Consider the following 15,086-nt stretch of genomic DNA (forward strand, 5'->3'; position numbering starts at 1 on the left):
CACATGAACTTCACCCTGCTGGATTGGTCTGCAATCATTGCCTACCTTCTTATCACTCTGGGGCTAGGCCTGTTCTTCCGGCGTCGTTCCGGGCGGAGCGTGGATGACTACTTCGTCTCCGGCCGCAACGTGAGCTGGTGGCTGGCTGGCACTTCCATGGTTGCGACCACCTTCGCGGCGGACACGCCGCTGGTGGTCACGGGCCTGGTTTACTCGCAGGGCATTGCTGGCAACTGGCTGTGGTGGTGCTTCCTGCCTTCGGGCATGATGACCGTCTTCCTGTTCGCGCGTTTGTGGCGCCGCTCGGGTCTGCTCACCGACGTTCAATTTGCGGAGATGCGATACAGCGGCGGCCCGGCGGCCTTTTTGCGCGGCTTTCGCGCTATCTACCTTGGCCTGCTGATGAATTGTGTGATTCTCGGCTGGGTCACCAAAGCTATGATCGGCATTGTCGGCACTACTCTGGGCGTCAGCGACCATGCCGCACTCGCCATTTGTATCTTCTTCTTGATTCCATTCACCGGGCTTTACGTCTCTCTCGGCGGACTCTGGGGCGTGCTGTGGACCGACCTCTTTCAGTTCGCCTTAAAAATGGCCATCGTCATCATGGTCGCCTACTATGCCGTGGGGGCGGTGGGCGGGATGGGCTCCCTGGTCAGCTCACTTCACCAGATGCGCGCCGCAGCCGCTGCCACCAACTCCGGCCCGCCGCCTGGCGATGCCCTCTCCTTTTTCCCGGACTTTTCCCGCGGTCTCACCGAGCAAGCGCTCTGGTTGCTGCCCGGCATTAGTTTTATCGTCTATCTCGGAATGCAATGGTGGGCCTTTTGGTATCCCGGGTCAGAGCCGGGTGGCGGCGGGTACATTGCACAGCGGATTTTCAGCGCGCGCGACGAGCGTAACGGCTTGCTCTCCGTTCTCTGGTTCAACATCGCGCACTATGCCATTCGCCCATGGCCCTGGATCCTGGCCGCCCTCGCGGCGATCGTTCTATATCCGAATCTCGAGCATCCGGAAAACGGTTACATGATGATCGTGAACCAGCACACCCCGCACGCACTCAGGGGAGTGGTGATAGCGGGATTCATGGCGGCCTTTATGTCAACCATCGCTACCCAGCTCAATTGGGGAGCTTCTTATCTGGTCTCTGATTTCTATCGCCGCTTCATCAAACCTCAGGCTTCAGAAAAGCATTACGTCAACATTTCTCGTCTGGCCACCGTGGTCCTGGTTATTGCCGCCGGATTTGTTGCCGCGCAGCTCGCCTCCATCAGGTCGGGATGGGAAGTCGTTCTGGAAATCGGTGCTGGCACCGGTGGAGTGTACCTGCTGCGATGGTTCTGGTGGCGTATCAATGCCTGGAGCGAAATTTCCGCCATGGCTACAGCTATGGTCTCCACCCTTGTTCTGCGCTGGACGGCGCCATTTTCCGGCTCCGGCCCGGTGATCTTCGCCAAAACGGCTCTTGCCAACACCCTTCTCACCACCCTCGTTTGGGTGATTGTGACTCTGGCCACGCCCGCCGAACCTCAGGAAGTCTTGCTGCGCTTCTACCGCAAGGTCCGCCCGGATGTGCTTGGCTGGAAGCCGATCGCCCGGCTCACTCCTGAACTGCCTCCGGTCCACGACCTCGGCCCCAACTTGTTTTCCTGGCTGCTGGGTTGCGGGATGGTTTACATGGCACTCTTCGGAATTGGCTGGCTGACGCTCGGTCCCATGTGGCGAGGCGCTGTGATGATGGCGGGATCAGCCATCTGCGCGGCTTTGTTGTATGGCAATCTCTCGCGTAGCCACTGGAAGCTCGAGACCGGCGAAGTGCACGAGAAACGCCGTGCCGCGCCCAATGCCTGATTCGCAGCACCGCCGGACGAATTAACTGGCGGAGTTAATACGCGAAGTATGGCCCCGGACCGGCCGGAGTATTTTGTCCCTCAATCGCAGTGAACACATTCCGCCCATAGAAGAATGGCATTCCCCAATCAAACTGATTTGGATTTGGTCCGCCCAAATTATTGAAAGCGGTAGCGGCCAGGTTTGAGAACAGAGTGTCCGCATTGGCGATGTTGAAGCTCACATTGCTGCTGGTTCCATTTGTTCCCTGATTGGTGGCGGAAAAGCTTCTCGTATTAGGAGGGCAGTAGAAGGAAGAGTTGTCGGTGCACACACTGAGCGCAGTGCTGGCGCTGTCCAGGAAAAACAACCCATTTGAGCCGCTGTCAATAAATGCGCCATAGGAAATGTTCTTGAAAACAGTGGTGAAGGTCGCATTCGAAGGATCTACGCCCAGCACGGTTGCGTTGGACAGCCCGTTGTTCGATTGCGTTCCAATCCCAAAAACCAACGACCCGCTCACGGTCGGTGCTCCCGCTGCCGGGATCGCCGGCAGCTCGATGATGACTCCGTTGTTGTCTGTCGGAAAGAATGCCACCGGATTTTGCACCTGCGCTGACAATGGCTCCGCCGTCTGTATGCAGCCTGAGGACGGACACGCATAGTAGAGTCCCACATTGTTCGCGGTGGAGGCGCATCCCGGACCACAGTCCTGAACGAACGGGCCCACCCCCAATACACCGTTGGCGCCCAAGGTAGCTAGGGTATCCTCGGAGGGAATACCAGCGTTCTTGCAAGGCGTTGGCACGGTGGGAAATGCGGGATCACCAATGACCTGCATTGGGACCGAATTCGCCTTTTCGCCGGCTATGATGATGTCAGCCGCTTTGATAGGTCCCCAGGTAAAGCCATCCTGGAATTGATTGCACTCCGCTATGGGAGTGGTTCCGGAAACCTGTTGCGGCAGCGCGAGCGTCAACGCCGAAGCCAGTACTCTTAGTCCGCTTGATCCCGTATCTACGAGCACTCCGTTGATGGTCTGACATTCGGTGGTACTACCTGGCACACACACCTTAACGCTGGTAAATGCGCCATTGGCGCTATTGCTCGCCGGGCCAGCATTCACCGAGATCGGCTGAACATTGTTTCCGGGAGGAGCAATGGGATTGTCACCAACCTTTGAGCCGTTACCACAGCCAACGGCGGTCACCAAGAGAGCTGCGATGAACAGGATTGGAATGGCGCCGCCACTTCCTCTGCTTGCAAGCGTCATCGAACCGCCTCAGTGCGAACTCCCTGCGGCAACAATTCTGGGACGTACGCCCTGCCAGAGAAGGCCCGCATGTGGCCGCCCTGCTGTACTACGAGCCCGGGCATTTCAATCAGAAGCGGTCCATGGCCGGAACGGCGAATTCGCGCGGCGCGAGTGTATTGCTCAAAATAGGCGCCCATAATTTGCTGCATGTCGGGGATGGTCGGCCCCTGCCATGAAACCGCAAAAACTTTTCCCGCGGGCGAGACATACTCTCTGACCACGTGCCCGGTAGCAGCCCGCACCTCGTGCACTGTGTACGCGCTGGCAGTGGTGACCCGAAGGCTGGCGCGCATCTGCGCCTGATCGTTTCGCACCGAATTCACATCACCACCCAAGGCCGCGAACCCCGCCATGGGTAAAGCAAGAATTGCGCAGGCAATGGCCAGCAACCACCCACCGTGTTTTGGCAAAGCAGTAAGCACGTTCATATCTTTCTCGAATTAAGTTTGTGAAGATGACCGGTTAGATGACGAAATCCACGGTAATGCCACCGGCAATTTACAATTCTTTACGTTATGAATCAGAGTCGCTGGCCCACAATTCCAAACGGACCGCAGCAATACACCGAATCCTAGCCATTAAGCCCAACATCGGGCGGAGCGCTCTGCGCTGGAGAATCGGTGCGGCTTCCGCGCGCCTGCCACGGACGCTGCAAAAATGGCTCCAACTTTCGTGGTGCGGTGAGCGTAGCCAAAAGGTGGAGAACCCTCGATTGATATGCACCAACTCGTGTACTAGACAGGCATTCTTCCTCGCCTAAAATCAAAATTAGTTCCGGGTCATTTTTAAGCGGCGCTATCGAGGGAATCCCAACCAGGGTCCGGGTCGATAGCGCTTTGCCTATTTGAGGGCGTCGCTTTCATTCCAGCCCGCCGCGGGCAGTTTTGCTATCTTGAACTCTGCCTAATGAAAGTCCTCATCGTTCTTCACCATCAGTTTGAGCTCTGGAATGCGCCTGCATGGCTGGCGGATCGTCTACGCCGCGATTTTCACAAGCTCGATATCACCCAGAGGGACGACTACGAGGGGATTGAAGATTATTTGCGTGACGCCGAGATCGTCATTACCTGGTCGTTGCGTCCCGAACAGTTTCGCGCTGCCCGCAAGCTACGCTGGATCCATTCCACCGCGGCGGCCATTCATCAGTTGCTGTTTCCCGAGTTGGTGGAAAGTGATGTCATTCTCACCAACGCGCGCGAAGTGCACGGCCCGGTGGGTGCCGAACATGCGCTGGCATTGATTTTTGCTCTCACAAAAAGACTCCCGGCGGCGATACGTTTTCAGTCACAGCATGTCTGGGGACAGGGCTTGGTGTGGCGTGATTCGCAGCCCACCTGGGAAGTCCAGGACAGCACGCTAGGAATCATCGGCTTGGGCAGCATCGGCCGCGAGCTCGCGACCCGGGCGGCCGCGCTTGGCATGCGTGTCGTAGCGGTCCGCGAGCATCCAGAGAAGGGAATGGCCGGAGTTAACGCGGTTTATGGCCCCGACCAGCTTGATGAGGTTCTCGCTGCGTCAAACTATGTGGTGCTCGCGGCGCCAATTACCCCGAAAACGCGCTCCCTTCTCACCGCCGAGCGCCTCACCAAAATGAGGTCGGACGCCTACTTGATAAACGTCAGCCGCGGCCCGTTGGTTGATGAAGCTGCCCTGATTACGGCTTTGCAAAAGAAGCAAATCGCTGGCGCCGCTCTCGACGTCTTCGTTGAAGAGCCGCTTCCAGCCGGCTCTCCGCTATGGGACATGGAGAACGTCCTCATCACGCCCCACACCGCCGGAATAACCGAGAAGCTCTGGGAGCGCCAATATGCGCTTATCCATGACAATCTGCGCCGCTTCCTCGCCGGTGAGCCCCTGCGGGGCGTGGTAGATAAATCAATGGGTTACTAACCTTCACCCCGCTCTCGTCTGCATGACCCACGCGGTCAGGCTTCCAGGCCGATTTCATTCCCACCTTGACTTGAAGTTACTTTTGAGTTGCCCTGTATATGACTGTCGGTAACTGGTGGGGCTAACCGTCTAAAGGCACAATAGAGTTTCCTATGCCACGGCCAGTACTCAGCAAGAGAACTGTTTCCGGTGAGAGCACGGCGTCCGCCCCCCAGTCACCACCTTCCTCCGCACCGGCCAGCTTGAAGCTTCAGCGCTGGGCACACTCTGCCCAGGTCTTCGTAGTCAAGCATCCCATACCTTTCATGGCGGGTTTGGCGTTGGTTATTTTCCTGGTTGCCTTTCACGTAAACCGTTCTATCGGCGCAGCCAATCTGCAAATCAAGATGCAGCACGGTTTCCGTTCCGCAGAAGTGTCGGTCTGGGTTGACGACCAACTCACGTACACAGGCAAGACCAGTGCAAAAAAGCGCCGCTTGCGTATGCTTCCGGCGACGGTGCAGGGCACTCTGGTGCGTACCATACAAGTTCCTGCGGGCAGCCATGAGTTGCGGGTACGCGTGCACTCCTCCGATGGATACGATTCCACAGGACGAATCACTGGGGATTTTGCTCGCAAGGCGGACATGGGTTTGCTGATTGCAGCCGGAAAACCAGGAAATGACCTTGCTTTATCTTGGGTCAATGGCGCTGGTTTAACTGCCGAACTTGGCCCGGTATGGTATGTAAAGTACGCTGGCTCACTGCTGATGACCATCGCAGGGTCCATCATCTCCGCCTGTACCGCATTCGTGATCCGCGAATTGCCCAACATTGCCCGCCGCAGCAGCGAACAAACCAAAGCTTGAAAGCTTGCTCCTGAGTTAGAATGCCCAACATGCGTAAGGTTCTTGTGCGGACAGCCATAGGCCTGGCGGTCATCTACGTCGTGTTTCTGGGTTTCATCACCTGGGCCATGCGCCAACCACCGGAGACCTTCGGCCGTGTCATGTCGCATATGACGAATGCCGTGTTTCTGGTGGCGCCTTTTGAAACTCTCTGGACACAGGCGCGCGCCGGGCAGCTCCAACCTGGCCAAGCCGCGCCAGACTTTTCACTGACAACCCTGGACCATACCTCGCAGATCAGTCTGGCTTCTTTCCGCGGCAAGCAGCCCGTGGTCCTCATATTCGGGAGCTATACCTGACCCCCATTTCGGCGGGAGGTTCCTGCCCTCAACACGCTGTACGATCAGTATCGCGACAAAGCCGCCTTTTACGCGGTATACATTCTCGAGGCACACCCTAGCGACGTCTGGCAAATGGAGAGTAACGTCCGCGACAAGGTGGTCTTTCAGAGTCCGCGGAATGTGGATGAGCGTACCCAAGTTGCAGGAACCTGCGTGCGCAAGCTAGGCATCAAGTTCCCGGCGCTCATTGACGGCTTCGACAATGCTGCTGAAAAGGCTTACACCGGTTGGCCTGACCGCATGTACGTCATAGACACTCAGGGTCGCATTGTCTATAAGAGCAAACCCGGTCCGTTCGGTTTCAAGACCAAGGAATTGGGCGCTGCCCTGGCGCAGTTGTTTCCAGCCCAGCCCAGCAGGGCCCAGAACTAATCGGCATTAATATGGATTGAGGTTGCAATGCCGGAGGTGGTACCTGCTCCCGATGTCGTTTCCATAGGAAATAAAGAACTACTAAGAAGAGGACGAGCAGCGCAATCGCGATGCCCAGCACCTCTCTCCCAGCAGATCTTGACGCAGAACTCCCTAGGGAACGAGCCATATCAATTGGATGCTGAAATTTCACAGCCGGAGGAGCCCGAGCTGGATAATGACCCCGACCGTCGCAGGCCCTTTATAGGTGTTATTTGAGGAACATGCCAGCGCGTTATCGGCTTATCGCCTTCGGTTCGCTCGCGGACTTCTCGAAAAGGATCTCAGCCACCAGCAGGAACGCACCGATCACAATTGCACTGTCCGCGATATTGAAGGCCGGCCAATGATAGCTTCCCAGATAAAAATCGAGAAAGTCCACCACGTGTCCGCTGAGCAGTCGGTCCCACAAATTTCCGATCGCGCCTCCCAGAATGAGCGCCAGGCCCACGCCGGTGCTGGTCATCGCGTGACTGTTCTTCCACAGCAGGGCTGAGACCACTACCAGTGCTACCAGAGAAAACAGCACCAAAACCGTGACCTTCCACGCCGAGGGAGATTCCGCGAACAGGCCGAATGCCGCCCCACGGTTCTCCACGTGCGTCAGATGAAAGAAGCCGGGGATCACGACTACGCTGTCGTGAAGTCCAACACTGCGCTCAATCGTCCACTTCGCTAGCCGGTCAAAGCACACCACCAGCACGGAAATCAGGAAATGGTACTTGCGCATGGCATGGGCATTACTCAAGGTAGGATTGCTCACCGCCAGATCGGCCATAGTTAATATTTTACCTGCGACGTCCAGCCCCGCTAGTGACTCTCTATCTCCTTCAGCACGGCGCTGCACCGCTCGCACACAGCCGGATAGATGCTGTTCTCGCCCACGTGGATCGAATAATTCCAGCAACGTTCGCACTTCCTGCCCGGCGCCTTACTTACTTTGACGGAAACACCCGTCGCTCCGTTACCAGCGGCGCTTCGTTCCAGATTGACCTTGGAGACAATAAATAAATAACGCAGCTGGTCCTGGTAACGCGCCAAGACTGAATAGGCCGGATCATTGGCAGCGATCGTTACCTGCGCCTCGAGGCCGCTCCCGATTTGTTTCTCATTGCGCGCCGTCTCCAGTGCCTTCAGCACTTCATTGCGAACCGCCTGCAACAGCGTCCAGTCCGAGCGCAGTTGCTCCCAATTCTCTTCCGTCGGGAGCGCGCCGGTGACTTCCTCCGGCCGGGGAAACGTCGTCAGGTGCACGCTCTCCAGCCGGTCAGGCAGGTTGGGAAGGAATTGCCAGATTTCGTCGGTGGTGAAGCTCAGAATTGGCGCCAGCAGCCGAACCAGCGCCTCGCCGATTCGCCAGATCGCAGTCTGGGCCGAGCGTCGTCCAATCGAGCCAGGAGCCTGAGTATAAAGCCTGTCCTTTAACACGTCGAAGTAGAACGCGCTCAAATCCACCACGCAGAACTGGTTCAGGCGCTGGTAGATTCTGTGAAACGCCATCTCTTCATACCAGCGCTCCACCTGCGCTACGACTTCGGCTGCCTGGCGCAACATGTAACGATCCAGCGGCTCCATCTTGGCGTACTCAACTGCGTCTTTCCGCGGATCGAAATCTGACAGATTGCCCAAAATGTACCTGAACGTATTGCGGATCTTGCGATAGTTCTCCGCGATTCGCTGCATCAGCTGCTCCGAGCCGACCACATCCTCGCGGAAGTCCACCGATGCCACCCACAGCCGCACAATCTCCGCGCCCAGGCGATTAGCAATGTCCACGGGATCCACGTCGTTGCCGCGCGATTTCGACATAGCGCGGCCTTGCTCGTCGAGCGTCCAGCCGTTGGTGGAAACCATGCGATACGGCGCCTGATTGCGCGTTCCCACCGAGCAGAGCAGGGAAGAGTGAAACCAGCCGCGGTACTGGTCGCCGCCTTCGATGTACATGTCGGCCGGCCACGGCAGCCCCGGTTCACGGCCCAGTACAGCCGCATGGCTCGACCCGGACTCGAACCACACATCAATGATGTCCATCTCCTTCTTGAAGCGCGTCCCGCCGCACTTCCCGCACTTTGCGTCTGGCGGGACAAGCATGTCGGCTTTGTCCGTGTACCAGACGTCCACGCCCTCGCGCGCCACCAGCGCAACCACCTTGGCGTAAACTTCTTTGGATTGCAACGCCAGCCCACAGCCTTCGCACAGGTACACCGCGATGGGCACTCCCCACAGGCGCTGGCGCGAGATGCACCAATCCGGGCGGGTAGCGATCATGTTGGAGATACGCTCCTCTCCCCAGGCGGGGTCCCACTTCACCTTCCTGATCTCTTCCAGCGCGCGAGTGCGCAACGTGCCGCCCGGCAGCTTGCCTTCCATGGAGATGAACCACTGCTCGGTTGCGCGAAATATGACAGGATTGTGACAACGCCAGCAGTGGGGATAGGAGTGCTCCAACTTTTCGGTGTGCAATAGCGCACCGCGCGCTTTCAGCAACTCGATAACCGGCTGGTTGGCCTCAAACACAGTTTTGCCGTCATACTCGGGCAAACCGTTACGCAGGCGGCCGGCAGCATCAACATTGCAAGTCTGGTCGAGCTTGTACTTCACACCGGTATAGAAATCGTCAGCGCCATGGGAGGGTGCAGTGTGCACCACGCCCGTACCCTGGTCCATGGTGACGTAGTCCGCAAGTACGCCCAGTATCTTGCGCTCTGGCCAAGGCAGGAATGGATGGTAGAAGTACAAGTGCTCCATCCGGCTTCCCGGAAAGCGGGCAACGATTTTCCAGTCCTCAAAGCCACACTTCTCAGCGGTTAGGCTGGCCAGCTTTTCGGCCACGATATAAGTGTCGTTCCCGGTTTCTATCGCCACATACTCTTCATTGGGATGAAACGCCGCCGCCATCGAGGCGGGCAGCGTCCAGGGAGTTGTGGTCCAGATGATGGTCGAAACCGTTTTGCCATCGAAAATGCGCTTGTCGGCGAGCTCGGGATCGATGTTTCGCGGATCGGATTGCAGCCGGTACTTCACCCAAACGCTCGGGCTGGTGTGGTTCTCGTACTCAACTTCGGCTTCCGCCAGCGCCGTGCGGTCGTGAATGCACCAGTACACCGGACGCAAGCCCTTGTACACAAAACCGTTCTCGAGAAATGTATAGAGGGTCTCCAGCACCACCGACTCATATTCCGGAGTCATGGTGGAGTAGGGCCGCTCCCAACGCCCAAAGACGCCGATGCGCTTGAACTGCTCGCGCTGTAGCTCCAGATATGTCTCCGCGTACTTGCGGCAGGCCTGCCGAATTTCCAGCGGGCTCATGGTCTGCTTCTTCTTGCCCAACGCGCTGTCCACTTTGATCTCGATGGGCAGTCCGTGGCAGTCCCACCCCGGCACATAGGGAGCGTCTAAACCCGCCATGGTCTTGGACTTGACAATGAAATCCTTAATGCACTTATTGAGTGCATGGCCCATGTGCAAGGGGCCATTGGCATACGGAGGCCCGTCATGCAGGACGTAGACAGGCGCTCCCGCGCGCGCCTTTCGGATGGAGTCATAAATCCTTAACTCTTCCCAGCGAGCCAGTATCCTGGGCTCGTTCTGAGGCAGATTCGCCTTCATTCCGAAGTCGGTGTTCGGCAGGTTTAAGGTAGATTTCAGCTCGAGCGCCACTCTTCTATGCGTCCTCGTGGTGGATTCTTTTCATTATAGGGAGCAGAGAAACAGCCGTCCAACGCGCCCCATTTAACAGCCTGCAACAATGTCTGTTGTGAACTTCGGTTCCTGTCCTTCGGGACACCTCTGTATGAATTTTCTTTTAGGGTGACGTTTTGGGAATTCAGGCATCTAAAAGTGGGAATGCACTTCCTACATTTCCCGGTAGGGGTAAGATTTTCCCGACTGAAAGTGGGGAATTCTGAGCTTTACAAAGGCTTTTTAAGCAGAATGTCACCCGAAAGCAACTTGGCACTCCATGTGCTCATCTCGTTTAATGACGACGGTTACCTGACCGTGGCAAGTGGGACATAGGGCCCCTGGGACGAAATTATGGTGAATCAGGTTTTAGAACCTCCGACTCAAGAACGTTACGTCGAGCCCAAACTGGATCTCCTGGGCGGCTTAGAAAAACTCGACCAGCCATGGTGGAAGTCGCTGAGCCAATCCTTCCACGAGTGGCGACACCCGGAAAAATTGCCACCCCTGCGCTTGACCTCCCGGCCTGTCCCGGTCCGCGATATCTGGGGTACATACAACTACAAAAAGCGCGGCGCGCTGGGCTCGATTGTGGCCCATAGTTTTGTGATCGCGGGGCTGATTGTAATTTCGGTTATGGGCGCGCGTGTAGTCAAAAAGCAGATCAAACAAGAACAAGTGACGCTCATCGCGCCCGACATTTCGCAGTACATGCCGCTCTCGCAGAAAAAGAATGACGTGATCGGTGGCGGCGGCGGTGGCGGCGATCGTGACAAGTTGCAGGCGCCCAAGGGCAAGTTGCCCAAGTTCGCCATGGAGCAAATCACGCCTCCGGCAATGGTAGTTCGCAACGAGAACCCCAAGCTGACGGCTGACGCCACGGTCGTGATTCCGCCTAAAGTTCAGATGGCCTCTAACAATCTGCCAACCTTTGGCGATCCCAAGGCCGTAATTCCGGCAGGCCCACCGTCGAACGGTACCGGCTCTGGCGGTGGCATTGGTTCCGGAACGGGTGGCGGAGTTGGTTCCGGCACCGGCCCTGGCGTTGGCCCGGGCAGGGGAGGCGGGATTGGTGGGGGCGTGTTCCGCGTGGGCGGCGGAGTTTCAGCGCCGCGCGCGATTTCAACCCCTGACCCTGAGTACTCAGAAGAAGCGCGCAAGGCCAAGTATCAGGGAACCTGCGTGCTATGGCTGATCGTCGCTCAGGACGGCCACCCGCACGACATTAAAGTCGCTCGCTCGTTGGGCATGGGTCTCGACCAGAAAGCAATTGAAGCGGTCCGCAACTGGAAATTCGAACCGGCCATGAAAGACGGCCAGCCAGTCGCGGTTCAAATCAACGTAGAAGTAAACTTCCGGCTCTACTGAGAGAAGTCCATTTGAAACTCCTGAGGAGAGGCAAACCTGCCTCTCCTTTTTTTGTCCCCTGGACATTTCTTATCCGCTGAAACCAGCATGTAGCGCGGACACTCCTTTGCGGTTTTTGCAAAGGTGGGGAAGCAAGGACACATGCAGACCTGCGCCATCTAGAGTAAAAAGAAATGTGTGATTTTCCTGCTCTGGTTGGGTAGAATTCCAACCACAATCCCAGCGGCCTAATCCAGCTCCCCCGGAGTGTACGAACCATGGGAAGACCCTTGCTTGTCTCTTTAAGCCTGTTGTTAATCACCCTAACTGCTTTTGGCCAGGAATCAGGGACCGCGGCCCTCAGCGGCGATGTCACTGACCCGCAAGGCGCGGTCGTGGCCAGCGCGCAAATCACAGCAGTCAATAAGGCTACCGGGCTCGAGCGCACCACGTTAACCACCAGCGTCGGCCTGTTCGTTTTTAACAACCTCGCACCCGGTGAATACGAAGTCCGTGCCCAGGCAAAGGGCTTCGCTCCCGCGATGGCACGGGTCGCCCTTGAGGTCGGGCAGCAGGCCAAGATCAAATTGCGGCTTCCTATCGAAAAGCAACAGACCACCATCGAGATCGAGGACACGAGCAACGCATCTGCCGTAAACACCGTTTCCTCAGTGGTGGATGGCGTGGTGAACGCCCAGCAAATTGGAAACCTGCCCTTGAACGGCCGCAACTTTCTGGAGCTGGCGCTGCTGATGCCGGGCAATTCACCGGCCCCCAATTTCGACCCAACCAAAACCAATACGGTAGCAATCTCCTCCGCCGGACAATTGGGCCGCGGCGGCAATGTCACGGTTGACGGTACCGACGACAACGACGACGCGGTCGGCGGAATGCTGCTCAATGTCCCTGAGGATGCGGTGCAGGAATTTCAGATTGCCACCAACCGGTTTTCCGCCGAGACCGGACGCTCGGGATCATCCGTGGTTAACGTGGTGACAAAGGGAGGAACCAATCAATTGCACGGCTCCGCCTCCTTCTACGAGCGCGATAAGAGCCTGCAGGCGTTGCCAGCGACTTTTGATCCGACGTCCGTTTCCGGCCAGACGCCGCCCTTCCGCCGGCAGCAATATTCGGGAACCGTTGGCGGCCCCATCGCACGGGATAGAGCCTGGTGGTTCGCCGGATTCGAATACCGCGACCAGCTGGGCGGAGTCCTGGCAGGAACACGGGACCTGGCCACACAGACCATCAGCAAGAGTTTTGCGCGAGCGCCCCTTACCGACCTGATGGGAACGACACGGGCCGACTGGCGCGTCTCCAATAACAATACTCTCAGCTTCCGATATTCTCTGGAGCGGCAGGACGCTACCGGCGCCAGCACCATCTCGAGTTCGCTCGGCTCGCCATCCGAGCGGCAGACTTCGCAAAACAATTTTCAGAACTTTCTCGCCTCCTGGACCCGCGTGCTCAGCCCCACCTTGCTGAACCGTGCCAGCTTCAGCATCAACAATTTTGGCAACGCCACATTACCGGTGACCCCAGGGCCGGAGCTGGACTTCCCCAGCCTTACCGATGGCGCTTCTTTCCGCGTCCCACAACAGACGACGCAGAACCGCCTGCAGTGGAGCGATAGCATTGATTGGACCCGCGGCAAACACAATTTCCGTTTCGGCGGAGAAATGCAGCGCCTGGATGACACCTTCAACCTGGGTGTGTTTCAGACGGGGCGAATCATCGCAGTAGAAAATTTTCCGGACTTTGACCGCAACGGCGATGGAGTAGTCAACGACAATGATCTTCTCTTCGCGGTTGCTATCCGCAGCGCCACCCCCACCCGGCCCCTGCTACTTCCCAACTCTGACAACAATTTCGTGGCCGGCTACGTTCAGGATGACTGGCACCTGCATCCGCAGTTCACCCTGAACCTGGGGTTGCGTTATGAAATCGATTCCGACGTTAAGAACATCGGACGCTACAACGAGATCAATCCCATTGTTCTGCCCCTTCTCCACGGAACGCGGCACAAGGATAGGGACAATTTCGGTCCGCGCGTTGGCTTCAATTGGGCGAGCAAGTCAGGGCAGTTTAGCATTCATGGCGGTTACGGAATTTACTACGACCGCATCACTCTTGAAATACAGTCGCTCGAACGCGGTCTGGATGGCCGAGCTTTGCCCATCGCTGTGACCCTGGGCAATGTAGCGTTCCTTGATTCCATGGGCCGGTTCGCCCCCGGCGCGCCCACATTCTCCAACGCCTTTACCGGCCCGGTGATTCCCGGAGCCGGTGGCGCGGCGGGCATAGACATCATTGATAACGCCATGCAGAACCCCATGGTGCAGCAGTTCAACCTGGGTATTCAGTGGGAAGTCGCCAAGGACTGGATCCTTCGGGCGGACGGCATCCACAATCTGGGCACGCACTTCATCATCGGACGGCCGGTTGGCGCGGTGTACAACCCGGTTGTAGGCGGTCCAGTGGGCGCCCCCAATGAAGGAGTGACCAATCTTGAATCGAGCGTGAACACGCACTATGACGGCCTGCTGCTGAGCATGGATCGGCGGATGTCACGTCGCTACCAGTTCCATGCGGCCTACACGCTCTCAAAGGCTTTCAATTACTCCAACGACGACCAGATACCGTTTGCCTATCCCCCGCTCGATCCCAACAACCTGCATCGTGAGTACGGCCCCACGCCCAATGACCAGCGGCACCGCTTCGTGGCTGCCGCGATTGTTAACCTGCCGTACGGCTTCCGCTTCTCGCCTATCTGGACGATCGCTTCCGGCGTGCCCATGGACATCCTGCTGCCCGACGGCAGCTCGCGCATCCCGCTCCTAAGCCGAAATGCTGGAGGCAGGCAGTTCCACAGCGCTGCCGAACTGAATGCCTTCATTCAACAACTCAATGGCGCCGGAGGCATCAATGGTCAACTGCTCCCCTCCGTAAGCAACAACGCGCGTTTCAGCGACAGCTTCCAGTCGTTCGACATGCGTTTGTCGAAAGACTTCCGACTGCACGAGGGCGTCAACCTGGAAGCCCTAGGGGAGGTATTCAATCTGCTGAACCAGACGAACATTCTCGGCGTTTCCACTACGAACTATTCGGGCTTCTCCAATGCGCTGGTCCGCGACAGCAATACTCCCGGCGACCCGGGATTTATGACTTCGTCGCAGTTTGGACGGCCGGTGAATACAGCCGGTGGAATCTTTGGATCAGGCGGCCCGCGGGCATTCCAGTTGGGAGCGAAGCTGACGTTCTAATCTGCGGATTCACCGTTTCAGGACGAGGGAACTGATGCCTCTGCAGAGCTCGGTCATATGACCTCGTGGTGTCTTAAATCCCGAATGACGACAACCACATAAAGCACGAAACCGACCGTGA

General features: G+C 57.5%; 10 protein-coding genes and 1 pseudogene. 7 read left to right on the forward strand and 4 right to left on the reverse strand.

What is annotated here, in order from left to right; all coding sequences use genetic code 11:
* The first annotated feature begins 3 nt into the window (after positions 1-3).
* Complete coding sequence (locus VFA76_17445; GenBank protein HZR33634.1) at positions 4-1,851, forward strand: sodium:solute symporter family protein; 1,848 nt, start codon at positions 4-6, stop codon at positions 1,849-1,851.
* 34 nt (positions 1,852-1,885) lie between these two features.
* On the opposite strand, the gene VFA76_17450 is transcribed toward VFA76_17445, so the two are convergent.
* Together VFA76_17450 and VFA76_17455 are read right to left on the reverse strand one after the other, a co-directional pair.
* The gene (locus VFA76_17450; GenBank protein ID HZR33635.1) at positions 1,886-3,103 is read right to left on the reverse strand and encodes a DUF3443 domain-containing protein; all 1,218 of its coding nucleotides are present in this window, start codon (positions 3,101-3,103) and stop codon (positions 1,886-1,888) included.
* Positions 3,100-3,573, reverse strand: coding sequence for a DUF2844 domain-containing protein (locus VFA76_17455; GenBank protein HZR33636.1), 474 nt, complete (start codon positions 3,571-3,573; stop codon positions 3,100-3,102). The genes VFA76_17450 and VFA76_17455 overlap by 4 nt, the downstream gene beginning before the upstream one ends.
* Before the next feature lie 478 nt (positions 3,574-4,051).
* Between VFA76_17455 and VFA76_17460 the strand changes: the two genes are divergently transcribed.
* From VFA76_17460 to VFA76_17475, 4 genes and pseudogenes are all read left to right on the forward strand, one after another.
* Positions 4,052-5,035, forward strand: a complete 984-nt coding sequence (locus VFA76_17460) for a D-2-hydroxyacid dehydrogenase (GenBank protein HZR33637.1) — start codon at positions 4,052-4,054, stop codon at positions 5,033-5,035.
* Positions 5,036-5,187: 152 nt separating this feature from the next.
* The gene (locus VFA76_17465) at positions 5,188-5,883 is read left to right on the forward strand and encodes a hypothetical protein (protein HZR33638.1); all 696 of its coding nucleotides are present in this window, start codon (positions 5,188-5,190) and stop codon (positions 5,881-5,883) included.
* A 29-nt stretch (positions 5,884-5,912) separates the two neighbouring features.
* Complete coding sequence (locus VFA76_17470) at positions 5,913-6,221, forward strand: hypothetical protein (protein ID HZR33639.1); 309 nt, start codon at positions 5,913-5,915, stop codon at positions 6,219-6,221.
* A 12-nt stretch (positions 6,222-6,233) separates the two neighbouring features.
* Positions 6,234-6,635, forward strand: a pseudogene (locus tag VFA76_17475) (deiodinase-like protein).
* A gap of 274 nt (positions 6,636-6,909) precedes the next feature.
* Here the strand turns inward: VFA76_17475 and lspA are convergent.
* The gene (lspA, locus tag VFA76_17480; protein ID HZR33640.1) at positions 6,910-7,452 is read right to left on the reverse strand and encodes a signal peptidase II; all 543 of its coding nucleotides are present in this window, start codon (positions 7,450-7,452) and stop codon (positions 6,910-6,912) included.
* Between the two features lie 32 nt (positions 7,453-7,484).
* Positions 7,485-10,334 carry an isoleucine--tRNA ligase gene (ileS, locus tag VFA76_17485; GenBank protein HZR33641.1) on the reverse strand — a complete coding sequence of 950 codons (2,850 nt, stop codon included), beginning with the start codon at positions 10,332-10,334 and terminating at the stop codon, positions 7,485-7,487.
* Positions 10,335-10,709: 375 nt separating this feature from the next.
* Here ileS and VFA76_17490 point away from each other — a divergent pair, with 375 nt between their 5' ends.
* Both VFA76_17490 and VFA76_17495 read left to right on the forward strand, forming a co-directional pair.
* A complete protein-coding gene (locus VFA76_17490; GenBank protein ID HZR33642.1) occupies positions 10,710-11,723 on the forward strand; it encodes an energy transducer TonB in 1,014 nt (337 codons plus the stop codon).
* Between the two features lie 257 nt (positions 11,724-11,980).
* Entirely contained in the window at positions 11,981-14,965 is a 2,985-nt protein-coding gene (locus VFA76_17495) for a carboxypeptidase regulatory-like domain-containing protein (protein HZR33643.1), read from the forward strand.
* Positions 14,966-15,086: the final 121 nt, after the last annotated feature.

This window comes from Terriglobales bacterium (assembly GCA_035651655.1).
GTDB lineage: Bacteria > Acidobacteriota > Terriglobia > Terriglobales > Acidobacteriaceae > DASRFG01.